Source organism: Caballeronia sp. HLA56 (genome assembly GCF_054655155.1).
In genome coordinates, this window is sequence record NZ_BAAHOB010000001.1 from 879,602 (window position 1) to 903,313 (window position 23,712).

Here is a 23,712-nt window from a genome sequence, read left to right on the forward strand (position 1 = left end):
GAATCAGGCTGCGCTCGAAAGCGGCAGACCCAGATTCCCTAAGCAAAAATATTTCGTTTCGACGAAGGGTTCGAAGCCCTCCGCGCCACCTTCGCGGCCGAGACCCGATGCCTTTATGCCGCCAAAGGGAATGGGCGCGCCCGTGAACTTGACGCCGTTCACCGAGACCATTGCGAAGTCAAGCCGTCGCACTAACTGGAAGATCGTGTCGATGCGCGTGGCGCAGATATAGGCGGCAAGGCCGTATTCCGTATCGTTGGCGCGTGTCACGGCTTCGTCGAGCGTATCGAACGGAGAGATCGCGGAGATGGGCGCGAAGTTCTCTTCATCGTAGATACGCATGCCAGCTCTAGCATCCGCGACAACGGTCGGCTCATAGAACCATCCACCGAGCTCATGCGCGTTGCCGCCGACAGTGATGCGCGCGCCTTGCGCCTTTGCGTCTTCTATACGCGCAACGGTCGCATCGAAAGCGGCCTGATGCATGAGCGGACCGACATCGACATTCGCTTCGAACGCGCTGCCTACCTTCAGTGCCTTGACCGCTTCGGTATAACGTTGCACGAACGCTTCGTACAAAGGGCGCGCCACGAAGATGCGATTCGCGGCGCAACAATCCTGGCCCGATGTCTGAAACTTCGCCCCAATCGCAACGCGCACCGAATGTTCGAGGTCTGCGTCCTCGGTCACGATGAACGGCGCATTGCCGCCAAGCTCGAGCGCAAGCTTCTTGATGCCTGCCTGCGCCACAGCCTTTGCCACCAGACCTCCAACGCGCGTCGAACCGGTGAAGCTCACCGCACGCACGCGAGTGTCGCTCACGAGCGCTTCCATGGTCATCTGCGGCTCGCCGATCACGACGTTGAACACGCCTGCGGGAAAGCCCGCCTCTTCCGCGAGTTGTGCAAGCGCCATCGCTGAAAAAGGCGTTTCGTGCGCAGGCTTGATGACAACCGTGCAGCCCGACGCGATAGCGGCCGCGGCTTTGCGCGTGATCATCGCCACGGGAAAATTCCATGGCGTGATGAGCGCCGCAACGCCGACTGGCTCCATGACCGTGCCGAGATGCGCGCCATCGATATGCGTTGGAATGGTGCGTCCTGCAAGGCGTTTTGCTTCGTCGGCAAACCATTCGATAAAGCTCGCGGCATATGCGATCTCGCCCTTCGCTTCGGCGAGCGGCTTGCCTTGCTCCAGCGATAAAATGCCGGCGAGGTCGGACTGATGACGCAAGATCAGTTCATGCCAGCGCATGAGAAACGCGCTGCGCTTTTGCTGGGGTGTCCAGCGCCAAGCTTGAAACGCGCGGTCGGCGGCTCCGACGGCGCTGACGATCTGTTCGCGTTCGAGCATCGGCACATGCCCGATGACTTGCCGGTCGGCGGGATTGACCACCGGGATCGACGCGGCATTGTTGCTATGTACCCAACGGCCGTCCACATAGCACAGCGACTTGAAGAGAACCGGATGTCCTAACAGCATGATGTTCGCTCCTATCGATTGATTCGCTCTTGAGTCTGATTCGATGGAGTCACTTTAAGCTCATGCCGCCGCGAAATTTTTCGTTATCGCTTGCCACGCCTGGTGTTTTTTCTGTTTCGATGTTCGCGACTCAAACTTGCGCCCACTCGGGCGGACCACCGCAATCGTCCTTGATGACCTTGGTCACGATATACGTGAAGTACTTTTCGATGCCGAGTTCCTCGACCAGCAACGAGTCGATGAAGCGCTGATAGTGGTCTATGTCCCGCGCGACTACATGCAGCACGTAATCGACACCACCACCTGTCGCCACGCACTGTACGATCTCGGACGCTTGTTGCACGCGGTCTTCGAAGCGTCTCATGTCGGACGCGGTATGCCGCGAGAGCGTAACCTCCACGACAATACGGCTTCCCTTGAACGCCGACGTCCAGTCGATATCCGCCCGATATCCCTTTACTATCCCGCTTTCTTCGAGCCGCTTCACGCGCTCCCATGCAGGTGAGATCGACAGGTTCACCTTCTCCGCCAGACGCGACTTCGTAATGCGTCCGTCGCCCGCGAGGATGCGCAAGATAGCCAGATCGTATCGGTCGAGTTTGGTCAAGTCAGATCGTCACCGGTATGTTGCGTTCGATGATGTCGGCCACGACAGCCACCGTGTCACCTGTCTGTACGAGGCCAGGAAAGTGCCTTGCCGCAAGCAGTCCCGCACGCTTTGCGCGATATTCGACCGGCGTCGCGCCAGAGCGCGTGATGTCATGAACACGCGCGAGCACGTCGCCCTCGGCCACCATATCGCCAAGATCGCGGCACATTTCCAGCAAGCCCGCATGTTCGCTCGTCGTATAGCACGCGCCATCGGGCATATCGAGCAGCGTGGTCGTGCGCGCTTCGCCAATCACGCTTTCTTTGTCGATGATGCCCGCATGGGCGAGGAAGCCATACACGCCGCGTTCCGCGATGGCGACGCTAGCAGCAGTGGATGAACCGCCGCCACCGAGTTCGGTGGAGACGAACACCTTGCCCGCCTCTTCGGCTGCGCTGTCGTATAAACCGACGCTGTCGAGTTCGAGCATGCGCATTGAATAAGGTGCGCCGAACGCGCGCATGGCGGCTTCGCAGCGAGCCTGTTGCCGTGCATCCGCCAACACGTGAGTCGCCGCGAACGGAAGAAAATCGAGCGTACGCCCGCCTGCATGAATGTCGAGAACGTAGTCCGCCAAGGGCAGCAAATGACGCTGAAAGTAATCGGCTATCTTCTGCGTCACCGTGCCATCGGGATGGCCCGGAAAGCTGCGATTGAGATTACCCGCGTCGATGGGCGACGTGCGCGTACCCGCGCGAAACGCCGGGTAATTCATGAACGGCACTACGATCACGCGGCCATTGATATCGCCGGCCTTCAACGTCGATGCGAGCTTCGACAACGCGATCGGCCCTTCATACTCGTCACCGTGATTGCCGCCCGTGAGCAACACGGTCGGTCCGTCGCCGCGCTTGATGACCGTGACCGGAATCATTACCGCACCCCACGCCGAATCGTTGCGCGAATACGGCAGCTTCAGGAAGCCGTGTTGTTCGCCGTCGGCTTCGAAGTCGACGGTCGGACTGATCGGTGACGCGCGCATCGTACTACTCCTTCACGAACAATTTGCGAGGCGTATTGCAGAAAGTCTCGACGCCGGTATCGGTAATCAGGATGCTTTCCGTGATCTCGAGACCCCAGTCATCGAGCCACAGTCCCGGCATGAAATGAAACGTCATGCCGGGTTCGAGGACCGTCTTGTCCCCCGGCCGCAAGCTCATGGTGCGCTCGCCCCAGTCGGGTGGATAACTCGCGCCGATGGGATAACCGCAGCGGCTATCCTTCTCGATACCCGACTTGCGCAGCACCGCGAAGAACGCATTGGCGATGTCCTCGGTCTTGTTGCCCGGCTTCGCAGCGGCGAGTCCTGCTTCAATGCCTTCGACTACCGCCTTCTCGGCATCGATGAAATGCTGCGGCGGTTTGCCGAGATAAACCGTGCGCGATTGCGGACAGTGATAGCGCTTGAAACATCCGGCGATTTCGAAAAACGTCCCGGCATTCGCAGTGAACGCGGAGTCGTCCCATGTGAGATGTGGCGCCGCTGCATCCGAGCCAGTAGGCAAGAGCGGCACGATAGCCGGATAGTCGCCGCCATAGCCTTCGACGCCCGTGATGCCAGCGTCATAGATTTGCGCGACGAGGTCGCACTTCCTCATGCCAGGCTCGACCTTGTCGAGAATGCGCGCGTGCATCTTCTCGACGATGCGCGCCGCCACACGCATGTATTCGATCTCGCGCGGCGATTTCACCGCACGCTGCCAGTTGACGAGCGCGGTCGCATCCTTGAACTTCGCGTTGGGCAAGTGCTGAACGAGCGACGCATACGCCTTCGCACTGAAGTAGTAATTGTCCATCTCCACACCGATATGCTTCTTGTCCCATCCGCGCGCGACGATGACTTCAATCGAGAGATAGTCCATCGGATGACGAACCTGAGACTGCACGTAGTGATCCGGATATCCGACGATATTCTCGTGCGCCATGAACACCGTGCGCTTCGCGCCGTTCGCATCTTGCCCGCGACCGAACCATACCGGCTCGCCTTCCATGGCAAGCAGCACGCATTGATGCACATAGAATGACCAGCCGTCGTAACCGGTGAGCCATGCCATGTTGGTCGGATCCGTCACGATCATCAGGTCGATACCTGCCTTCTCCATTGCGCGTCGCGTCTTCGCCATGCGCGCGTCGTACTCGCCGCGATCGAACGGCAAGCGCACGACCGGCGCTTCGCCTCGCTTCTCTTGCTTGATTTCGGACATCGTCCCCTCTGTCAAAGCGTCACGTCGTTGTGAAAGATGCTTCCTGCACGCGTCGCGCGTGCTCTTGCAAGCGCAAGTGCTGCAATGGCCGTGTCCTGCGCGCCGGTGCCGGTGAGATCGCATACGGTGATGTCGTCATCGCTCATGCGGCCTTGCACTTGCTGCGCGATGATCTGTCCCAATTCGGCGAACGATGCATCGGCGGCGATAACCCCTGCGCTTATCGCGTGGTGCAGTTCGCCAAGTACGCGCGTTTGCTGCAAGCGGTCGCACACGTAGCGCGCCGCCTTGAACACGTCTGGCGCAATCTCGTTCTTGTGCTCGGCATCCGAACCCATCGCGGTGATATGCAAGCCCGCATGAAGATCGCGGGCGTGAATCAACGGCTCGCGGCTGGGTGTCGTGGTGATGGCGATATCCGCATGCCTGAGCGCGTGGCTCACGCTATCGGCGACAGCGCATTCAAGGCCCGCCGCTTCACAATCGCGCGCGTAGTGCAACGCGCGCTCGCCTTCGCGTGCCCACACGGTCACGTGATCGATGTCGCGTACCAGTCGCAACGCTTTGAGTTGAAGGCGCGCCTGTTCGCCCGCACCGATGATCGCCACGCGTTTGGCGCCATGTCTTGCGAGCCAGCGTGCGGCGACAGCACCCGCTGCCGCCGTGCGTACCGCCGTGAGATAGCCGTTGTCGAGCAGCACGGCCTGCGTCAGTCCCGTGCGCGCCGAAAGCACGAGCATGAGACCGTTCAAGCTCGGCAAACCCAGGGAGGGATTGTTGAAGAAGCCAGGACTGACCTTGATCGCAAAACTCAGAAGACCCGGCAAATAAGCGGTTTTTACGTCGACTTCGCCAGCGTGTTCGGGAATGTCGAGGCGAAGAATCGGCGGCATCGCCACCGCTTCTGTCGCAAGCGAACGGAAGGCAGCTTCAATCTGTGCGATCGCATCGAGGTCGAGCGGCACGAGTTCGCGCAGCTCCGCTTCGCCTAGCAAAATGGTGGAACGATCGATTGAAGACGTCATCAAAGCGCTCCAATCAGGCGGCGGTGCGTATCGATATCGATGTTGCAACCGCTCACGACGATAACCACTGGCCCACCTTCTCGCGGCCTGATGGCACCATCCAGCACAGCTGCGATGCCAACGGCCGCTGCGCCCTCCACTACGAGCCGCTCTTCGCTATACGCATGTGCAATGCCGCGAGCAATCGAACGCTCATCGAGGAGCACCATGCGATCGATCAATTCACGTGTCATCGCGAACGTATGCTGGTTGTCGAGACCAATGCCGCCGCCGAGCGAATCCGCCAGCGTCTCGAGTTCATCGACGAGAACGGGTTTGCCCGCCTCGAGGCTCGCATGCATGGCGGCGCCGCGTTGCATGGATACGCCGATCATTTCGATGCCTGGCCTCATGCCTTTTGCCGCGAATGCCACGCCGCTGAAAAGACCGCCGCCCGACAGGGGCACGACGATAGCGGATGCGTCGGGAAGCGCTTCGATAATCTCCAGACCAATGGTGCTCTGCCCCGCAATGACGCGCGCATCGTCGAAAGGCGGTACGAACGCATAGCCTTCTTCGCGCACCAGGCGCTGCGCTTCGACTTGTGCATCGTCCTGGCTCTTGCCTGCAATCACGACGCGCGCGCCGAGCGCCGCGACCGCATCCACCTTGTTCGCTGGCACAAGCGATGACATGCACACTGCGGCCTCGATTCCCAGCGCGCGCGCCGCATGCGCGATCGCACGGCCATGATTACCCGTCGATGCCGTCACGACACGCTTGCACCCTGCTTCCGCGAGTTGCGCCAATGCGTTGGTCGCGCCGCGCAACTTGAAGCTGCCGGTAGGCTGAAGCGTTTCGAGTTTGAGGTAGACAGGTGCGTCTACAACGCGCGAGAGTGTCGCCGACTGCACGAGCGGCGTGACGAGCACACGCCCTTCGATGCGTTGGCGTGCGCGATAAACATCGTCGAGCGTGAGTGCGGACATGGCGCGATTGCATTGAGCAAGTGTCGATGCAACCGAGTCTAATGTCCTAAAAAATCGTTTTGAATTGTCCTAGTTCATTTCCGCGCATGCGAGATTAGTTGAAGTCGTGCACGTGCGGAAATTGCTCGAAGACTTCGCGAATGGTCTCTATGGCCGTGCGAAAGCTCGCCTCGCCCACTTCGGCGCCCACGCACAGACGCACCGCATTGGGCCGCTCAGCGCCGCGCACGAGAAACGGATCGGGCGATGTCACCGCGATATTGCGGTTGCGCAGTTCGCGCGTGATACGTTCCGCTTCCCATTCATCCGGCACGCGCAGCCACGCAGAGAGCGCGTTCGGATGGCTGCCGAGCACATATTCTCCCAGCACTTCACGCACGACACTCTGACGCATCGAAAGCCGCTCGCGTTGTATCTGCACGAGACGTTGCGCCGTGCCGTCCATGATCCAGCGCGCGGTGACTTCGGCTATCGGCGAGGTCGCCATCCAACTCGATACGCGCAACACGCTTTCCGCGCGCAAGGCAAGACGCCGTGGCACGGTCATGAAGCCCGTGCGCAAGCCGCTTAACACTGACTTCGTCATGCTCGTGCAATAGAACGCCAGTTCGGGGATCAGGCTTGCTATCGGCGTCTGCGCCTTGGCGGGCAACGCGCCGTAGACATCGTCTTCGATGACATACACGCCGTATCGCTCTGCAATGCGCGCAATCGCGCGCCGGCGCGAGTCGGTCAAGATGGCGACCGTGGGATTATTGAGCGTCGGTGTGCAGACCAGTGCGCTTACGCGCTCGCTGTCGCACATTTCCTCGAAATGTTCGGGACGTATGCCATGTTCGTCGATTTCCAGTCCCTTGAGCGTGAAGCCGAGCACGTTCGCGGAGCCTATGACGCCGTGATCGGTCAGGCTCTCGCAGAGCACGGTATCGCCCGGTCCGACAATGGAAGCAAGCGCCAGAAAGATGCCGTGCGCAGCACCATTCGTGACTAGGAGCGTCTCAGCGGTCGCAGGCATGTTGAGCGATTCGAGCCAAGCAACACCCGCTTGCCGATGATGCTCGAAACCCGCAATCGGACGAAACGCGCGTATCCAGGGCTGATCCTCGATGGTTGCAAGCGTCGCGCAGACCTTGCGCCACATTGCATCGTGTTCGGGCGTATGGACGATACGCGCAATCGAAAAGTCGACCACGGAGCGCTCGGCCGTATCGAGCATGTAGTTGGACATGGTTTCCGTGACGCGCGCCGCGACGAAGCTGCCGCGCCCGACTTCGCAGCGAATCAGCCCCTGGCGCTCGAGTTCTTTATAGGCATTGGTGACCGTCTGCACGCTGATTTCCAGATCCGCCGCGACCTCGCGTTGCGGCGGCAAGCGTGCGCCTGAAGCCAGTGTGCCGTTCTCGATATCCAGCGCCATCGCCTTGACGAGCCGCTTGTATTTCGACTGTACGCCTTGCACGGTGCGTACGGCCTCGCGCCATCGCTGATTCAATTTCCACTCCTCGTGCGCTTGACTCATGCGCAATAGTGGCGCAAAAGCTCCTTGAAAAATAATTGTCCTAGAGCAATCGGAACAAATATATGGCTTTGTATTCTGCATCGGTGGCTGCGCGGTAAAGCCTGTGAAGACCGCTTCCTATAAGGGTTTTCTCCATGACCGATCTAGCCGCAGCCTTCAAGGAACGCGCGCAATAGACCATACGAACGCTACCAACGCTATAAACGGAAAACGCTATGAAGACCAAACGACTGTCTGGAATGCTGGTGGCCGCATGCGTCGCCGCAGCGAGCTTGAGTGCCTTCAGCGCGGGCGCTGCTGCGGAAACCACCTTGCAACGAATTCAACGCACCGGCGAGGTGCGCATCGGCTATGCGAACGAAACGCCCTTCGCCTATACGACGGCCGACGGCACCGTGACGGGCGAATCGCCGGAAATCGCCAAGAAAGTATTCGCCAAACTGGGCGTCAAGAAAGTCGATGCGGTGCTGACCGAATGGGGCGCGCTCATTCCGGGCCTCAAGGCAGGCCGTTTCGATGTGATTGCAGCGGGCATGTACATTACGCCCGAGCGCTGCAAGCAGGTTGCTTTCGCCGATCCGCAATATCAGATTCCCGACACGTTGCTGACGCTCAAGGGCAACCCCAAAAACCTTCACAGTTACGCCGATGTCGCCAAGCAAGGCGACACGAAACTCGCAGTAATGGCCGGCACGGCGGAACTCGGTTATGCACGCGAGGCGGGCATCAAGGACGATCAGATTCTTCAGGTGCCCGATACCACCGCGCAATTGCAGGCCGTGCGCGCACGCCGCGCCGATGCAGCCGTTGGCACCTCGCTCACCATGAAGGGGCTTGCGACGAAGGGCGGCCCGCTAGTCGAAGCAACGAGCCAGTTCAACGACGACCCGAAGCATACGGGCTATGGCGCACTCGCCTTTCGCCCCGAAGATACCGATCTGCGCGATGCGGTCAACAAGGAACTCCATGCCTGGCTCGGCACGGACGATCATCTGAAAACGGTGGGACCGTTCGGCTTTGACAAGACGAATCTGACCACGAAGAAAGCGCCTGAACTTTGCGGCGGTTGAGCAGAGATACATTCGGTACAGGCGCGCGTCGCGTCGTTCATTTAGCGAGGAACCATCATGAGTGATCTCAATGAGCTATTGCCGCTGATGTGGAAAGGCACGCTCGTCACGATCCAGATCGCCGTGCTCAGCATCATGCTTGCGATCGTCATGGCGGGCATCGCAACGACGCTGCGCGAAGCGCCTTATCGTGCCCTGCGCTGGCTTGGCAATGTCTATGTCGAAGTCTTTCGCGGCACGTCCTTGCTGGTGCAATTGTTCTGGCTGTTCTTCGTGCTGCCCTTGCCGCCCTTCAATATTCAGTTGACGCCCTTTACCGTGGCCATCGTTGGTTTGGGCTTGCATTACGGCGCTTATGGCTCCGAGATTCTGCGCGGCGCATTGCACTCGGTGGCAGGCGGACAATACGAAGCAGCACTGGCACTCAACATGCCGGCATGGGTCAGGCTGCGCCGCGTCGTGTTGCCTCAAGCCATGATCAACGCACTGCCGCCCGCCACGAACCTCATGATCGAATTACTCAAAGGGACGTCCCTTGTGTCGCTGATCACGCTTTCGGACCTGACGTTCCGCGCGCGACAACTCGATGAAGCGACCTTCAAGACAGCGGAAATCTTCGGGCTGACGCTGCTGATCTACTTCGTACTGGCGCAGGTCATCGTCACGGTGATGCGTCACTTCGAGCGCCGTGTAAGCAGTCACGTCGCCGTTCGTCGCGTCGTGCCGAGGGCCGCATCATGACGACATTCGGTCAACTCTTCGATGTGAAATACGCGCTGCATATCCTGCCGGAACTGCTGCACGCCGCGATATACACCATCGGCATCACGCTAGTGGGGTTTGCCATCGCGCTGGTGCTGGGCCTCGTGCTCGCAATACTGCGACGCAGCGAGATCGCTTTCGTCTCGAAGGCGACGGCTTTCTTCATCGAGTTTATTCGCAGCACGCCGCTTTTGATTCAGGTGTATGTGCTCTTTTACGTTGCGCCGCTTTATGGACTCACCATGTCGGCGTTGATGGCGGGCACCATCGGCATTGCCGTGCACTATGCGTGTTACGTGTCGGAGGTTTATCGCGCAGGACTCAACGGCGTCGCACGTGGACAATGGGAAGCGGCCTGTGCGCTGTCGTTGTCGCCCTGGCGCACGTATGGCGGCGTGATTCTGCCACAGGCCATTCGTCCCGTGATTCCCGCGCTCGGCAATTACCTCGTCGCCATGTTCAAGGACACGCCCGTGTTGTCAGCCATTACCGTGGTCGAATTGATGCAGCAGGCGAAGAACATCGGCTCGGAAACCTTCCGCTATCTCGAACCGATCACCATGACGGGCGTCTTCTTTCTGATCATCAGCGTGACTTTCGCTTCGGGCGTGCGCCACCTCGAACGGCGGGTCAGGTTGCCATGATTTCGCGCGGAGACACGATGGCTAACCCGGCGGATGGCGCACGGTAATGGAAATCAAGGAGCAACCGATGAAACGAGACCTCGACCCGTCGTTAGGCGAAGCCGCCGACGCGCAAGCCAATACGCCGATGGTGCGCTTTCGCAACGTGACGAAGCGCTACGGCGCGCTTACCGTACTCGATGGACTCGATCTGGATATCGCGCGTAACGAGAAGGTCGCGATCATCGGGCCGAGCGGCTCGGGGAAATCCACGCTGCTGCGCGTGTTGATGACGCTCGATCCCTTGACCGACGGCGTGATCGAAGTCGATGGCGAGTCTCTCACGCACGAGATGCGCGGCGGCAAGCTCGTACCCGCGTCGCAACGACATGTGCGGCAAGTGCGCAGCAAGATCGGCATGGTGTTTCAGAGCTTCAACCTGTTCCCGCACATGACCGCGCTCACGAACGTCATTGAAGCGCCTACGAGCGTGCTAGGTCTTTCGAAGAAGGAAGCAATCGAACGTGGACGCGAGTTGCTATCCATGGTCGGCTTGTCGGAAAAATGCGGTCACTATCCTTCGCAATTGTCGGGTGGACAGCAACAACGCGTAGCCATCGCGCGGGCGCTTGCCATGCGCCCTAAAATCATGCTCTTCGACGAAGTGACCTCCGCGCTCGATCCCGAACTCTGCGGTGAGGTCCTCAATGTCATTCGGCGCTTAGGCTCCGAACATAACCTCACCATGTTGATGGTCACACATCAGATGGGCTTTGCAAAAGACTTCGCGGATCGCGTCTGCTTCTTCTCAGAAGGAAAGATCATCGAGCAGGCCGCGCCGCAGCAGTTCTTCACCGCGCCGCAACATGAACGCACCAAGCAGTTTTTGCGCGCGGTCACGGAGGCGCTCTAATCCAAGCATTTAGTTGGCAAGCGGTCCGGGAATTGCTTCCTGCTCCGGGGATAGACACCGGAGAGTGCAATGTCCCCTTCCCAGCATAAGGTCGCTCGCGTGGACGACTTGCCCACCGGGCACGGCACGCGTGTGTGCATCAAGCACGATGCGAGCGAAACACCGATTCTTCTCGTGCGCGACGGTCAGGCCGTGCACGCCTTTTCACCCGACTGTCCGCATGCAGGCGCGCCGCTCGAAGAAGGCGCGATCTGCAACGGCCGCATCGTTTGCCCGTGGCACAAGGGCACGTTTGAAGTCAGTGATGGCAGTCTCGTCGAGCCGCCGGCGCTCAAAGGTCTGACGCGTTATCCAGTCACCGTTTCGAATGGCGATGTATTTGTCTCGCTTGATGCCGAAGCGCCGAGGATGCAAGACGAGCATGGCGCGGATAAAACCATGCTCATCGTCGGCGCGGGCGCCGCAGGCGCCGCGGCATGCGCGGCGCTGCGCGAAGCCGGCTTCAGCGGGCGTATCGTGCTCGCTGGCGACGATGCACGCGAGCCTTACGATCGCACTTCGCTAAGCAAGTTCGTGCTGTCCGGCGACATGCCGCCAGACGATGTTCCGCCCCTTCTTGACGACGATTTCTTCGACGCTCATAAGATCGAACGCGAATTGACACGCGCCGTGCGACTCGACGCGAGCAACAAGCAAGCCGAATTCGCCAGCGGTCGGACAGTCGATTACGACGCCGCGCTCGTTTGCACGGGCGGCACGCCCAAGCCGCTCAAGGCGCCGGGCTCGAATCTGAAGCATATCCATCTGCTGCGCAATCGCGAACATGCAAAAGAGATTCTTGCATCGCTCGATGCAGTGCAATCACCTGTGCGCGTCGTGATCGTCGGGGCGAGTTTCATCGGTCTGGAAGTGGCTTCGTGTCTTCGTAAGCGCAAAATTGAAGTCACTGTCGTCGCGCCCGGCAAGGTGCCATTCGCGAAGCAGTTCGGTACGCGCATCGGCGAGATGTTCAAGCGCATGCATGAACAAAACGGCGTGACGTTCCATATGGATACGCATGTCAGCGCGTTCGAAGGCGACGACGCCGTGCGCGAAGTGCTGCTCGAATCCGGCGAACGGCTACAGGCCAATGTCGTGATTGCGGGAACGGGCGTGACGCCGGCTACGGACTTCATCACTGGCGTCACGATGGGCGACGACGAAGGCATGGAAGTCGATGCGTCGATGCTTGCCGCGCCGAGTCTCTACGCAGCGGGCGACATCGCGCGCTTTCCGTTGCCGCGTGCCGGTGCAATGGGTCGCATCGAACATTGGCGCGTCGCCCAGCAACATGCGCGCGTGGCGGCGTACAACATGGCGGGCATCGCACGCGATTACATCGGCGTGCCTTTTTTCTGGACCTTTCATTACGACAAGAACTTCGAGTATCTCGGCCACGTCAGAGAACCCGAGCACGTCGAAATAGATGGCGATCTCGATCAGCAGCAGTTCATCGCTTACCTGCTGAAAGACGGCGAGGTTCGCGCGGTGGTCGGATGCGGGCATGAAGCCGCCATAGGCCGGCTTGCCGAAGCCATGCGCGAGCCGATCACGCTCGAAGCCGCACGGCGCGTTGCGAGTAGCTAAACGGTCGATGGCGCGCCGCCCCATTGCTCGACACAACGCAGAAATTATTTGGCTTAAGAGGAATAGGCTATGGCAACTCGAAAGACCAAGACGAGGACGAGCAAGGCGAAGCCCTGCGGCAAGTCGAACAGCACGCGTCAGCGACACGGCCTCGCTACCACCGGTAAAAAGTCGACAGCGAAACCCTCGCCCAAACGCTGGTCGCATCATGTGATGGAGACCAGCGACGCAATGGATATCGAGGGAAGTATCTTCAAGACCGGTAACGCGGACGAGATCGCGGATTCGTTGAAGCGCTCGTCCACCAGAAGCAAGCGTCGCAAGGGCTCGCCGTTTCAATCGGCCATGGCGATGCTGAATTTTTATATCAACCGCGCCGGGCGCAATTTGCCGAAGTCACGCCGCAGCACGCTGGAGCGCGCCAAGAAGCGGCTGCGCGAAGCATTCGGACGCAAGCCTTGAAACACGGGCTCGCGCAATGCGAGCCACTGCAACACGATCGATCAAGGCTGACGTTGTCCGCCGTTATATCAACGGCTAGTGCTGCGTATTCGTCTGAGCATCGGGGCGCACCTGAGCGGGAGACCGTCCTATCGAGGGAACGACTCTTGCTCGCTCGTGGATTACCTACCGCAGCAGACAGGAGACACCATGATTGAAGACCCACCGCTCAGCCCCGGCGACGAAGCCGAACCCGGCGTGCCCGGAACCGGCGAAGACCTGTGTCCGGCCTGCAACGGCTCGGGCAAGCTCGACGGCGAGAAGTGCGACACATGCGGCGGCACGGGCAAGGTGACGCAAGGTATTGGCGGCGGCTGAGACGACTCTCAGCGTTGCAGTCCCTGCCAATCTCCTGGAGACCAGCTTGAACCTGCACCCTCTCACGCGTACCGCTGCGCTGCTCGTGGCGCTTGCGGCCACGAATACTGCTGCAATGGCCGACGACTACGCGCCTGGCTTCGGCCCGGACCCTTCCCTGCCCGCGCCGCATAAGTCGATGTTGCCAACCGTGAACATCGCGCCTGCCAAGCCCTGGCAGCAAGGACAAATGCCTATTGCGGCCGCAGGGTTCAACGTTACGCCTTATGCAACCGGTCTAGATCATCCGCGCTGGCTCGCCACGCTTCCCAACGGCGATGTGCTCGTCGCGGAAAGCAATGCGCCCGCGCAGCACGATACAAACGCGGGCATCAAAGGCCTCGTGATGAAGAAGGTGATGAAGCGCGCGGGCGCGGCGGTGCCGAGTCCTGATCGCATCGTCCTCTTGCGTGACTCGGACGGGGACGGCATAGCGGAAACGCGCACGGTGTTCATCGACAAGCTGCATTCTCCGTTCGGCATGGTGCTAGTCGGTGACGATCTCTACGTCGCCGACACGGACGCCGTCATGCGCTACAAGTACGAAACGGGCGCCACGCAGATCACGACACCGGGAGAGAAGTTCATCGACTTGCCTGCTGGCCCGATCAACCATCACTGGACCAAAAACATCATCGCGAGTCAGGACGGCAAGCGGCTTTACGTGACGGTCGGCTCGAACAGCAACGCCGCTGAAAACGGTATCGATGCCGAAAGCGGCCGCGCGGCGATCATGGAAGTCGATATCGAATCGAAGCAGACACGCCTCTTCGCCACGGGCTTGCGCAACCCGAACGGCATGTCGTGGCAACCGCAAAGCGGCGCGCTATGGACCGTGGTCAACGAGCGCGACGAACTCGGCGACGACCTCGTGCCCGACTATATGACCTCGGTCAAAGACGGCGCCTTCTACGGCTGGCCGTACAGCTATTACGGCCAGCATGTGGATGACCGCGTGAAGCCGCAGCGCGATGAGCTCGTGCTATCGGCAATCCCGCCGGACTATGCACTCGGTGCGCATACGGCATCGCTCGGACTCACGTTTTACGATGCCAAAGCGTTCCCGCAGCATTACTGGAGCGGCGCGTTCATCGGTCAGCATGGCTCGTGGAATCGCAAGCCGAGGAGCGGCTATAAGGTCGTGTTCGTTCCGTTCGATGACGGCAAGCCGTCCGGTCCGCCCGAAGACATACTGACAGGCTTTCTCTCCACCGATGGCCACGCGCTCGGCCGTCCCGTCGGCGTCGCGGTGGACCACAGCGGCGCGTTGCTCGTCGCGGATGATGTCGGCAATAGCGTATGGCGCGTTGCGCCGGCTGCGAAGTAAATGGCCGCGCGCAAGCCCAAGGCGAAGGCCGTCACATCGAGCTTGTTCGCGCTCGCCGAACGGCAGATCGTCGGCCTTTACGACGCCGGCGTGCTTTCGCCTGCCGTGTTGCATCAGGTGATCGCGGCTTACGCGAACAGCGCGATCGACTGGAGCGAAGCCGCTTCCCTGCGTACCGTCGACGATCGCTCGGTGCACGAGGTCGTGGTGCTCACCATGATGCTGGGCCGCCCGCTGCGATCGGCGCAAAAAGACTTCATGTCGGTGGTGGAGCATCTCGCGGCGGGCGCTGGCGCGAGCGCCAAGGCCGCGGCGTCATCCGACGAAGCGCCCGAAGACGACGAAGCGCTGCTCGATCAGCTCGGTGGCAAAAGCAAAAGCTCGAGCGGGACGGCATCGCGTTCATCGAAGGCAAGCGATGAATCAAGCCAACGCAAGTCCGCCGGCTTCAATCCGCTCGTCGGCGCGCGCGGGTTCTCCACTCACGACAAGGGCTAAGACGCCAGCCCGGCGTCTTCAGTGCGGCACGCCCGGTGCGACCACATCGACGAGATCGTCCATGTCGAAAGGTTTCGCGAGAATCGGCACATTGAGATGCCTCGCACGGTCCAGTTCGTCCGCATAGCCTGTCATGAGAATGAGCTTTTGCGCGGGCAGTCGCTGCGTGATCTGCTCGGCCAGATCGACGCCGTTCATGCGACCGGGCATTTGCACATCGGAGAGAATCAGGTCGAAGCTGTAGCCTTCGCCGAGCAGCGCAAAAGCGGCATCCGCGCTCTCTTCGTGATGAACGACACAGCCCAGCACTTCGAGCACGGCCATCACGCCGGCAGCGACATCGACGTTGTCTTCGACAACCAGCACGGTCAAGCCACGCAGCGGATGCTCTTCGTCGTTGAACGATGGCGCCGGGCGCGGCGCTTCGGCCTTCGGCACGGGCGCCACGCTCACAGGCGGATTGTGAACCGGAACGGGCACCGCCACCGATGCCGCTGCATGATGACGCGGCAGATAAAGCCGCACGGTCGTGCCCGAGCCTGGCACGCTCGTGATACGCGCGGTGCCCCCCGCCTGCTCGCAAGCCGCGAGCACCTGCGTCAAGCCGAGGCCCGTGCCCGCGCCGCGCTCTTTCGTCGTGAACAGCGGCTCGAAGGCGCGACGCAATACCTCTTCGTTCATTCCTTCGCCGTTATCGGTCACGGAAATGAGCACGTATTCGCCTTCGGGCAAGTCGCTTTCGCCGTTGCGCACGCGCGCGTTCTGGCAACGGATGACGAGACGCCCGCTATGCAACATGGCCTCGCTTGCATTGACGGCGATGTTGACCAGCGCCAGCTCCAGTTCGACCGGATCGGCCCTTACCCGCCACAAGTCCGGCGACAATTCCACCTTTACCGAAACGGACGGCGGCACCGCACTCTTGACGAGATCGAGCGTGGTCTTGAGCCAGTTGGATGGATCGAGCAGCTCCTGCTTTTGCGGATGCTTGCGCGCCACGCTCATCAGGCGGCGCGCAAGCGATTCCGCGCCCGCCGTCGCACGCTCCACCGCGATGACTTCGCTTTCCACGCCGTTGAAGTGCTTGCGCCGCGCGAGTTCCATGTTCGAGCCGACGACCATCAGCAAGTTATTGAAGTCGTGCGCGACGTTGGCGACGAGATTGCCAAGCGCGCCCATGCGCTGCAATTGCCTGCTCGACGCCTCTATCGACAGCCGCGAAGCGACTTCCGACTGCCATTGCTCCCACGCCACCTGTTCGGCGTTCAGACGGCGAATGGAGAACGCAATCAAGAGCCACACGGCGATGCAAGGCAGCGCCGCGATGGCGGCCACGAGCCCGAGGTGCTGACGCCAGCGCATTTGCAAGGCGGAAGCCGCGTAACCCGTCGCCACGTAGAGCGGAAAGTCGCCGACGCGCCGATAGGCAATGAGCCGCTCGACGTTATCGACCGTCGAACTCATGCGCGCTTGTCCATAGACTTCGTTATTGCGAAAGGCGTTGGTGAAGGGCGTGTTGTTGGCAGGCTGCGCGTCGACGTCGCTCAAGGGATAACGCGCGAGAATGCCGCCATCGCGCCGGTACAAGCCGATGACGAGCGCGCTGTCGCTCGCCGCGAGTTCGCGATAGAAGTCGACGAAATAAGCGCGTTTCAGGGCGATCGACACGACGCCGAGAAAGCGTCCGTCTCGACTGATGCGGCCCATGGTCGTGGTGAAGACATCGGACTTCGCGACCTTGCCGCGCAGCGGCAGCGAGAAATACGCAACGGGCGCGACTTCGCGGGCGGACAGAAAGTCGTCACGATCTGCAATCGATACGGCGGGCGCGGGATAGAAGCGGCTGCTGGCCAGCAGAACGCCATTCGCGCCGAACACGGAGATGGCCGCCACTTGGGCGAGCGTCCCGCTCATGCTATCGAGCGTGCGATGCAGCGCTTCCTGGCGGCCCTGAATATTGGCGTCGTCGCTGTCGCCCAGTAAATCGACGATGCGCGTTTCCAGTTGCTGGTTGAGATCGACCACCTTAATGGCATGTTCGTTCGCAACGCGCGAGAGGCGCTCGGTAAGTTCTTCGGCGTCCGAAAAGCGGCGCTCGTAGTCGTAGTAGCCATAAATACTGAGGCAGACTAACGGAATGACGACCGAGCCGGCCAGCACGAGCATCAGCACCCGGCGCGTCAGGGCGAAGTTACGCGTGGGTAGCGGCAGATCGAATGTCGCGGTCTCTGTTGAGTTCAAGCGTTTCGCCCTGCGATGAAATCGACGGGTATATCGTAACCGGTGCGCGCCCGCCGTCCAAGCGAACGCGGTTCAGGCGTGGCGAAGCGCGCCCTTGCGCCAGTCGTCCTGAGGTGTTATTGGCAGTACGCGTTTGTGATGCGTCGCGTCGTGAAAGCGATAGATGGTCTTGTAGACTTCGTCGGATACGCGCTTGCCTTCGAGGAAGTCGTCGATGTCTTCGTAAGAGATGCCGTAGCTGTCTTCGTCGGGCTTTTGCGGCGTGAGCGTTTCGAGATCGGCGGTCGGCACCTTCATGGCGATTTCATCGCTTGCGCCAAGCGATCTGGCAAGCGCGCGCACGCGGCGTTTGTCGAGGCCGTAAAGCGGCAGGACATCCGCGCCGCCATCGCCGTATTTGGTAAAGAAGCCCATCACGGACTCCGCCGCGTGATCCGTGCCGATCACCACGCCCACGCGCGCGCTCGCCACCGCGTATTGCGCGATCATCCGCTGGCGCGCCTTGATGTTGCCGAGCACGAAGTCCTCGTGCTTCTCGTCCATGTAGCGCGCGCCCGAGAGGTTGAGCGAAGCGAGCATGGCGTCGGCTGCGGGCTTTACGTTGACCACGAGCGTCTCGTCGGGCCGGATGAACGCAAGCGCGCGCTGGGCGTCGGCTTCGTCGCGCTGCTCACCGTAAGGAAGGCGCATGGCGATGAAACGCGCATTGGCGCCGCGCGCGCGCAAGCGTTCGACCGCGAGTTGCGCAAGACGCCCCGCCGTCGACGAATCCACGCCGCCGCTGATGCCGAGCACATAGGTCTTGAGCTTCTGCGCTTCCAGATAGTCGGCGAGAAACGCGATGCGGAATTCGGTTTCGGCGGCTTCATCGAACGACGGCGAAACCTTGAGTTCCTCGATGATCGATTGCTGTCGCGCGGCGTAATCGGAATCGTTGGTCATATTCGCGGCCCGGAAAGTTTGCTGTCCTGCTGTCCCTTTGGAACACGCGCTCATGCGCCCGGCTCCGCCTTGAGTTTTATCACATCGGCACGCGTTTGACGGGCTACGCAAGCGGTTTTAACGACTATGCTAGAACGACAAGTAAGCAGCCCGCAGCACCCATTGCCATGGATTCCGTCTTCAAAAGCCGTCGCGACGCAGGCCGTGTACTGGCCGCGTATCTTCGCGACTATGCCGACCGCGACGATGTCACCGTGCTCGCGCTGCCTCGCGGCGGCGTGCCGGTCGCCTTCGAAGTCGCGGATGCCTTGCGCGCCGCACTCGACGTGCTGGTCGTGCGCAAGCTCGGCGTGCCCGTGCAGCCCGAACTCGCGATGGGCGCCATCGCGTCCGGCAATGCCTTCTATCTCGACGAACGCATAGTCGCCGCCGCCGGCGTCACCGAAGACGCGCTCGACGGCGTGATCGCCCAGGAGCGCGCCGAACTCGAGCGGCGCGAGACGCTTTATCGCGGCGAACGGCCGCCGCTCGATATGAATGGACGCGTGGCGATCATCGTGGATGACGGCCTTGCCACCGGCGCGACCATGAAAGCGGCGGCGCTGTCGTTACGTCATGCGGGCGCCGCACGGCCCGCACGCATCGTGGCGGCGTTGCCCGTCGCGCCACTGAGATCGGAAGCGCGTTTCGAGGAGGCCGTCGACGACTTCGTGTGTGTGCTGCGTCCGCCGCACTTTTTGGGCGTCGGCCAGTTCTACGCCGATTTCGATCAAACCAGCGACGACGAAGTGCGCGCCCTGCTTGCCGCCGCGCGCTCAACGTAACCAGGGCGCATCGCTCACTTCCGCACTAAGTTCGTACTTCGCACGCGCCTGTGCAAGCACGGAGCGGTCGACGGTTCCGTCATCGGCAAGCGCCTTGAGCGCCGCGATCACGATAGCCACGCGGTCCACTTCGAAGAACGCGCGCAACGCCTGGCGCGTATCGCTGCGGCCGAAGCCGTCCGTGCCGAGCGTCGCGTAACGGCGCGGCACGTAAGCACGGATGAGTTCTGGCACGGCGCGCACGTAATCGGTGGCCGCGATCACGGGTCCATTGGATGCCGCGAGCGCGCGCGTGACGTAGGGCTCGAGCGCGTTGTCCTCGACATCGGAAAGGCGCGCGATGCGCTCGGCCGACGCGCCATCGCGGTGCAACTCGGTATAGCTCGTCACGCTCCACACGGCGGCTTCTATGTTCCAGTCGTCCTTGAGCATGGCGCGCGCGGCGATGGCTTCGTTGAGGATCGCGCCTGAGCCCAGCAACTGGACCTGCGCCGCGCTTTCTTTACCGCCGATGCAATACATGCCGCGCAAGATGCCGTCGCGCGTCGCGTCGTCGAGCGCGCCGTTGGGCGCGGACGGTTGCGCGTAGTTTTCGTTCGTCACGGTGACGTAATAGAAGACGTCGTTTTGCCGGACCATCATTTCCTGCATGCCTTCATCGACGATCGCGGCGACTTCGTAGGCGAACGCGGGATCGTAGGCGCGGCAGTTCGGAATGGTCGATGCGCTCAGATGGCTCGTACCGTCCTGATGCTGCAAGCCTTCGCCGCCGAGCGTCGTGCGCCCCGCCGTCGCGCCGATGAGAAAGCCGCGCGAACGCTGATCCGCCGCGGCGAAGATGATGTCGCCAATGCGCTGAAAACCGAACATCGAGTAGTAGATGTAGAACGGCAGCATCGGCAGATCGTGCACGCTGTAGGACGTCGCCGCCGCGATCCATGACGAGATCGCGCCCGCCTCCGAAATGCCTTCCTCGAGAATCTGCCCGCGCGTGTCTTCGCGGTAATAAAGCATCGAGCCCATGTCTTCCGGCTCGTACAACTGCCCGAGCGGCGAATAGATGCCAACCTGCCTGAAAAGGTTCGCCATGCCGAACGTGCGCGCTTCGTCGGCGACCACCGGAACCACGCGCGGGCCGATCGCGGCGTCTTTCATGAGGCTTCCGAGCATGCGCACGAAGGCCATTGTCGTGGACATTTCCTTGCCCTTGGCATCGACCGCGAACTGCGCCCAGGTGTTCAACGCGGGTGGCGTGAGCGCCTGCGTCGCGCGTGCGCGCCGGCGCGGCAAGTAACCGCCGAGCGCTTTACGGCGTTCGTGGAGATAGCGCATTTCCGGCGCATCGTCGGCGGGCTTGTAGAACTTGACGTGCTCGACGTCGGCATCGGACAAAGGCAGCCGAAAGCGGTCGCGAAACGCCTTCAACTCCTCGAGATCGAGCTTCTTCTGCTGATGCGTCGTCATGCGGCCCTGACCGACCGTTCCCATGCCAAAGCCCTTCATCGTCTTGGCGAGAATCACGGTCGGCTGACCTTTGTGCGCGAGCGCTTTGGCGTAGGCCGCGTGGAGTTTGCGGACATCGTGACCGCCGCGCCGCAAGCGGTCGATGTCCTCGTCCGACATATGCGCGACGAGTGACGCGAGTTCCGGGTTCTGCCCGAAGAAGCGTTCGCGGTTGTAACGGCCGTCGTTGGCGGAGAAAGTCTGGAACTGGCCGTCGACGGTATGGGCGAAGGCGCGCAGCAAGGCGCCGGTGCGGTCGCGTTCGAAGAGCGCGTCCCAGTCCGATCCCCACAGCACCTTGATGACGTTCCAGCCCGCGCCCGTGAATTGCGCTTCGAGTTCATCGACGATACGGCCGTTACTGCGGACCGGTCCATCGAGCCGCTGCAGATTGCAATTGATGACGAAGACGAGGTTGTCGAGCTGCTCGCGCGCCGCGAGCGACAGCGCGCCGATCGACTCGGGCTCGTCCATTTCGCCATCGCCGAAAAAGCCCCAGACCTTGCGGCCTTCCGTTTGCAGCAGATTGCGGTTCTGCAGGTAGCGCATGAAACGCGCTTGGTAGATCGAGTTGATCGGACCGATGCCCATGGAGCCCGTGGGAAATTGCCAGAAGTCGGGCATCAGCCACGGATGCGGATACGAGCACAAGCCCGGCCCCGCGATCTCTTGCCGGTAATGGCGCAAATGGTCTTCGCTGAGAAAGCCTTCGAGATAGGCGCGCGCATAAACGCCCGGCGACGAATGCGGCTGAAAATAAACGAGATCGCCGCCGTTTTGCGCATCCGCCGCGCGGAAGAAATGATTGAAGCCGACTTCGAACAGATCCGCCGCCGACGCATAACTCGCGATATGCCCGCCGAGTTCGCCATAAGCGCGGTTGGCGCGAACCACCATGGCGAGCGCGTTCCAGCGCAGCACGGCGGCAAGGCGTTCCTCGACATCCAGGTTGCCGGGATACTGCGGCTGCTGCGCGAGCGCAATGGTATTGCGATACGGCGTGGCCCGCGCCCGCGCCGACTCCACGCCGACCGACCGCGCATGTTCGGCGAGCCGGTCGAAGAGATACTGCGCCCGCTCCTTTCCCACGTGCTTGACGACGGCATCGAGCGCGTCCAGCCATTCGGCGGTTTCGTCGGGGTCCGTGTCTTCACGGCCCTTGGCAAGAGAAAGAAGCTGGTTGGTTCCGCTCGATAAATCGGTCATGGCGCGACTCCAGGGTCGTTGCGTGCGCAAAGAGAGGTTTCACACAGCATATCCAGTGCTTCGCAAAATGTGCGTCTCATTTGGCTGGCTTCGCGCTTTCCTGTAGTGTAGATATTCTTCGAAAGCGCTCAATAACGGAATATTTCGACCATGAGTTCGCAGACACGGCAGCGGCTGGATCGTATCGATATCGGCATATTGAATCAGTTGCAGCAAAACGCGCGCATCACGAACGCGGAACTGGCGCGCGCGGTTAATCTTTCGGCCACGCCGTGCTTCAACCGCGTCCGCGCGCTGGAAAAGGCCGGGCTGTTTCGCCAGCACGTCACGTTGTTGAGCCCGGAAGCGCTCGGCCTCAGCATCAACGTGTTCATTCAGGTGAGTCTGGAAAAGCAAATAAAGGACGCGCTCGCGCGCTTCGAGCAGGCAATCAGCGAGCGGCCGGAGGTGATGGAGTGCTATCTGATGACGGGCGACGCCGACTATCTCTTGCGCGTCGTCTTGCCCGACGTGGCCGCGCTCGAACGCTTCATTCTCGAACGCCTGACGAAGATGCCGGGCGTGGCCAACATCCGTTCGAGCTTCGCGCTCAAGCAGGTGCGCTACAAGACGGCGTTACCGTTGCCGGCATCGGGACTGACGCTGCCTCAATCCGGCGACGACGAAGCCGAATGGACATGATCCTAACCGCTTAACTCCGTATGCAACGCCAGATACTCCTGCGCGAGCTTGTGACGCGGTTCGAAATAGATCATGGGCCGCGCGTGCTGGTGGCTCTCGCGAATCTTCACCGAGAGCGACAAGTGCGAATCCAGCACCGGCAGATTTTCGCCGCGCAATTCGTCCACGAGTTGTTGCGGCAGGCTGGCGCGCGGCTGAAACTGATTGATCACGATGCCTTCCACCATCAGTTCCGGATTGTGGTCGTGCTTGATCTCCTGCACGTTTTCGAGCACGGAATACAGCGCGCGGCGCGAGAAGTCGTCGCAATCAAAGGGAATGAGGCAGCGGTCCACGGCGATCAGCGCCGAGCGCGTGAAGAAGTTCAGCGCGGGCGGCGTGTCGATATAAACGGCGTCGTAGTTTTCGAGCCCTTTGAGCGCATCGCGCAACTTGTAGATCTTGTAGCGCGACTCGAGCTTGCTCTGCAGCGCGTCCAGGTTCGGATGCGACGGCACGATGTCGAGATTTTCGAACGGCGTCGAGTGGACGAACGAGTCGAAGGTCGGCTCGCGAAAGCTGTAACTGAGCGCGGATTCGAAAAACGTCGCCAGATTCGGGCTGGCATCCTTGGCGTCGGCGCCAAGCAAGTATTGGCTCGCGTTGCCTTGCGGATCGAGGTCGATCACGAGCGTGCGCAGACCGCGTGATGCGCTGATGGCTGCCAGATTGCAGACGATGGTGGACTTGCCTACGCCACCTTTCTGATTGAAGACGACACGGCGCAGCATCAGGGATTTTTCCTCGGGATT

General features: G+C 61.1%; 22 protein-coding genes. 11 read left to right on the forward strand and 11 right to left on the reverse strand.

What is annotated here, in order from left to right:
- Positions 1-3: 3 nt before the first annotated feature.
- From ACYQ47_RS04135 to ehuR, 7 genes are all read right to left on the reverse strand, one after another.
- A complete protein-coding gene (locus tag ACYQ47_RS04135; RefSeq protein ID WP_459904567.1) occupies positions 4-1,482 on the reverse strand; it encodes an NAD-dependent succinate-semialdehyde dehydrogenase in 1,479 nt (492 codons plus the stop codon).
- Positions 1,483-1,612: 130 nt separating this feature from the next.
- Positions 1,613-2,089, reverse strand: coding sequence for an Lrp/AsnC family transcriptional regulator (locus tag ACYQ47_RS04140; protein WP_459904568.1), 477 nt, complete (start codon positions 2,087-2,089; stop codon positions 1,613-1,615).
- A 1-nt stretch (position 2,090) separates the two neighbouring features.
- A complete protein-coding gene (doeB, locus tag ACYQ47_RS04145; protein ID WP_310393445.1) occupies positions 2,091-3,113 on the reverse strand; it encodes a N(2)-acetyl-L-2,4-diaminobutanoate deacetylase DoeB in 1,023 nt (340 codons plus the stop codon).
- A gap of 4 nt (positions 3,114-3,117) precedes the next feature.
- The gene (gene doeA / locus ACYQ47_RS04150) at positions 3,118-4,335 is read right to left on the reverse strand and encodes an ectoine hydrolase DoeA (protein ID WP_459904569.1); all 1,218 of its coding nucleotides are present in this window, start codon (positions 4,333-4,335) and stop codon (positions 3,118-3,120) included.
- A gap of 11 nt (positions 4,336-4,346) precedes the next feature.
- Positions 4,347-5,360 carry a cyclodeaminase gene (locus tag ACYQ47_RS04155; protein WP_309848893.1) on the reverse strand — a complete coding sequence of 338 codons (1,014 nt, stop codon included), beginning with the start codon at positions 5,358-5,360 and terminating at the stop codon, positions 4,347-4,349.
- Positions 5,360-6,328 (reverse strand): hydroxyectoine utilization dehydratase EutB, encoded by a 969-nt coding sequence (gene eutB / locus ACYQ47_RS04160; protein ID WP_250493515.1) that lies wholly within the window; start codon positions 6,326-6,328, stop codon positions 5,360-5,362. The genes ACYQ47_RS04155 and eutB overlap by 1 nt, the downstream gene beginning before the upstream one ends.
- 94 nt (positions 6,329-6,422) lie before the next feature.
- The gene (ehuR, locus tag ACYQ47_RS04165; protein ID WP_250467292.1) at positions 6,423-7,847 is read right to left on the reverse strand and encodes a MocR-like ectoine utilization transcription factor EhuR; all 1,425 of its coding nucleotides are present in this window, start codon (positions 7,845-7,847) and stop codon (positions 6,423-6,425) included.
- A gap of 215 nt (positions 7,848-8,062) precedes the next feature.
- On the opposite strand from ehuR, the gene ehuB reads away from it, so the two are divergent.
- The 9 genes from ehuB (at position 8,063) to ACYQ47_RS04210 (ending at position 15,524) form a co-directional block, all read left to right on the forward strand.
- Complete coding sequence (ehuB, locus tag ACYQ47_RS04170) at positions 8,063-8,917, forward strand: ectoine/hydroxyectoine ABC transporter substrate-binding protein EhuB (RefSeq protein WP_250467293.1); 855 nt, start codon at positions 8,063-8,065, stop codon at positions 8,915-8,917.
- A gap of 57 nt (positions 8,918-8,974) precedes the next feature.
- A complete protein-coding gene (gene ehuC / locus ACYQ47_RS04175; protein ID WP_459904571.1) occupies positions 8,975-9,658 on the forward strand; it encodes an ectoine/hydroxyectoine ABC transporter permease subunit EhuC in 684 nt (227 codons plus the stop codon).
- Positions 9,655-10,323, forward strand: a complete 669-nt coding sequence (ehuD, locus tag ACYQ47_RS04180; protein ID WP_459904572.1) for an ectoine/hydroxyectoine ABC transporter permease subunit EhuD — start codon at positions 9,655-9,657, stop codon at positions 10,321-10,323. Before ehuC ends, ehuD begins: the two co-directional genes overlap by 4 nt.
- A gap of 67 nt (positions 10,324-10,390) precedes the next feature.
- Positions 10,391-11,215 carry an ectoine/hydroxyectoine ABC transporter ATP-binding protein EhuA gene (ehuA, locus tag ACYQ47_RS04185; protein ID WP_284503357.1) on the forward strand — a complete coding sequence of 275 codons (825 nt, stop codon included), beginning with the start codon at positions 10,391-10,393 and terminating at the stop codon, positions 11,213-11,215.
- Between the two features lie 69 nt (positions 11,216-11,284).
- Positions 11,285-12,841: an FAD-dependent oxidoreductase gene (locus ACYQ47_RS04190; protein ID WP_250526800.1), complete on the forward strand. Its 1,557-nt coding sequence runs from the start codon at positions 11,285-11,287 to the stop codon at positions 12,839-12,841.
- 69 nt (positions 12,842-12,910) lie between these two features.
- Positions 12,911-13,303 (forward strand): DUF3175 domain-containing protein, encoded by a 393-nt coding sequence (locus tag ACYQ47_RS04195; protein WP_459904573.1) that lies wholly within the window; start codon positions 12,911-12,913, stop codon positions 13,301-13,303.
- A 189-nt stretch (positions 13,304-13,492) separates the two neighbouring features.
- Positions 13,493-13,660 (forward strand): hypothetical protein, encoded by a 168-nt coding sequence (locus tag ACYQ47_RS04200; RefSeq protein ID WP_244829451.1) that lies wholly within the window; start codon positions 13,493-13,495, stop codon positions 13,658-13,660.
- A gap of 115 nt (positions 13,661-13,775) precedes the next feature.
- Positions 13,776-15,026, forward strand: coding sequence for a PQQ-dependent sugar dehydrogenase (locus tag ACYQ47_RS04205; protein WP_250467462.1), 1,251 nt, complete (start codon positions 13,776-13,778; stop codon positions 15,024-15,026).
- Entirely contained in the window at positions 15,027-15,524 is a 498-nt protein-coding gene (locus tag ACYQ47_RS04210) for a hypothetical protein (protein ID WP_459904574.1), read from the forward strand.
- A gap of 18 nt (positions 15,525-15,542) precedes the next feature.
- On the opposite strand, the gene ACYQ47_RS04215 is transcribed toward ACYQ47_RS04210, so the two are convergent.
- Together ACYQ47_RS04215 and nadE are read right to left on the reverse strand one after the other, a co-directional pair.
- Positions 15,543-17,765 carry an ATP-binding protein gene (locus tag ACYQ47_RS04215; protein WP_310393458.1) on the reverse strand — a complete coding sequence of 741 codons (2,223 nt, stop codon included), beginning with the start codon at positions 17,763-17,765 and terminating at the stop codon, positions 15,543-15,545.
- Positions 17,766-17,837: 72 nt separating this feature from the next.
- Complete coding sequence (gene nadE, locus ACYQ47_RS04220; RefSeq protein WP_250510150.1) at positions 17,838-18,707, reverse strand: ammonia-dependent NAD(+) synthetase; 870 nt, start codon at positions 18,705-18,707, stop codon at positions 17,838-17,840.
- Positions 18,708-18,874: 167 nt separating this feature from the next.
- On the opposite strand from nadE, the gene ACYQ47_RS04225 reads away from it, so the two are divergent.
- Positions 18,875-19,531 (forward strand): phosphoribosyltransferase, encoded by a 657-nt coding sequence (locus ACYQ47_RS04225; protein WP_309960089.1) that lies wholly within the window; start codon positions 18,875-18,877, stop codon positions 19,529-19,531.
- Here the strand turns inward: ACYQ47_RS04225 and mdeB are convergent.
- Positions 19,523-22,240, reverse strand: a complete 2,718-nt coding sequence (gene mdeB / locus ACYQ47_RS04230; protein ID WP_459904575.1) for an alpha-ketoglutarate dehydrogenase — start codon at positions 22,238-22,240, stop codon at positions 19,523-19,525. The two genes, ACYQ47_RS04225 and mdeB, sit on opposite strands and share 9 nt — an antisense overlap.
- Before the next feature lie 150 nt (positions 22,241-22,390).
- On the opposite strand from mdeB, the gene ACYQ47_RS04235 reads away from it, so the two are divergent.
- On the forward strand, positions 22,391-22,921 hold the full coding sequence (locus ACYQ47_RS04235; RefSeq protein ID WP_244829445.1) for an Lrp/AsnC family transcriptional regulator: 531 nt from the start codon (positions 22,391-22,393) through the stop codon (positions 22,919-22,921).
- Between the two features lie 2 nt (positions 22,922-22,923).
- Here ACYQ47_RS04235 and ACYQ47_RS04240 read toward each other — a convergent pair whose 3' ends face one another.
- The gene (locus ACYQ47_RS04240; RefSeq protein WP_250510297.1) at positions 22,924-23,688 is read right to left on the reverse strand and encodes a ParA family protein; all 765 of its coding nucleotides are present in this window, start codon (positions 23,686-23,688) and stop codon (positions 22,924-22,926) included.
- Positions 23,689-23,712: the final 24 nt, after the last annotated feature.

Excerpts from the sequence above, each read along its gene's own strand:
- ACYQ47_RS04135 (WP_459904567.1), bottom strand. The coding sequence starts at position 1,482 with ATGCTGTTAGGACATCCGGTTCTCTTCAAGTCGCTGTGCTATGTGGAC.
- doeB (WP_310393445.1), bottom strand. The coding sequence starts at position 3,113 with ATGCGCGCGTCACCGATCAGTCCGACCGTCGACTTCGAAGCCGACGGC.
- doeA (WP_459904569.1), bottom strand. The coding sequence starts at position 4,335 with ATGTCCGAAATCAAGCAAGAGAAGCGAGGCGAAGCGCCGGTCGTGCGC.
- ACYQ47_RS04155 (WP_309848893.1), bottom strand. The coding sequence starts at position 5,360 with ATGACGTCTTCAATCGATCGTTCCACCATTTTGCTAGGCGAAGCGGAG.
- eutB (WP_250493515.1), bottom strand. The coding sequence starts at position 6,328 with ATGTCCGCACTCACGCTCGACGATGTTTATCGCGCACGCCAACGCATC.
- ehuR (WP_250467292.1), bottom strand. The coding sequence starts at position 7,847 with ATGAGTCAAGCGCACGAGGAGTGGAAATTGAATCAGCGATGGCGCGAG.
- ehuB (WP_250467293.1), top strand. The coding sequence starts at position 8,063 with ATGAAGACCAAACGACTGTCTGGAATGCTGGTGGCCGCATGCGTCGCC.
- ehuC (WP_459904571.1), top strand. The coding sequence starts at position 8,975 with ATGAGTGATCTCAATGAGCTATTGCCGCTGATGTGGAAAGGCACGCTC.
- ehuD (WP_459904572.1), top strand. The coding sequence starts at position 9,655 with ATGACGACATTCGGTCAACTCTTCGATGTGAAATACGCGCTGCATATC.
- ehuA (WP_284503357.1), top strand. The coding sequence starts at position 10,391 with ATGAAACGAGACCTCGACCCGTCGTTAGGCGAAGCCGCCGACGCGCAA.
- ACYQ47_RS04190 (WP_250526800.1), top strand. The coding sequence starts at position 11,285 with ATGTCCCCTTCCCAGCATAAGGTCGCTCGCGTGGACGACTTGCCCACC.
- ACYQ47_RS04195 (WP_459904573.1), top strand. The coding sequence starts at position 12,911 with ATGGCAACTCGAAAGACCAAGACGAGGACGAGCAAGGCGAAGCCCTGC.
- ACYQ47_RS04200 (WP_244829451.1), top strand. The coding sequence starts at position 13,493 with ATGATTGAAGACCCACCGCTCAGCCCCGGCGACGAAGCCGAACCCGGC.
- ACYQ47_RS04205 (WP_250467462.1), top strand. The coding sequence starts at position 13,776 with ATGGCCGACGACTACGCGCCTGGCTTCGGCCCGGACCCTTCCCTGCCC.
- ACYQ47_RS04210 (WP_459904574.1), top strand. The coding sequence starts at position 15,027 with ATGGCCGCGCGCAAGCCCAAGGCGAAGGCCGTCACATCGAGCTTGTTC.
- nadE (WP_250510150.1), bottom strand. The coding sequence starts at position 18,707 with ATGACCAACGATTCCGATTACGCCGCGCGACAGCAATCGATCATCGAG.
- ACYQ47_RS04225 (WP_309960089.1), top strand. The coding sequence starts at position 18,875 with ATGGATTCCGTCTTCAAAAGCCGTCGCGACGCAGGCCGTGTACTGGCC.
- mdeB (WP_459904575.1), bottom strand. The coding sequence starts at position 22,240 with ATGACCGATTTATCGAGCGGAACCAACCAGCTTCTTTCTCTTGCCAAG.
- ACYQ47_RS04235 (WP_244829445.1), top strand. The coding sequence starts at position 22,391 with ATGAGTTCGCAGACACGGCAGCGGCTGGATCGTATCGATATCGGCATA.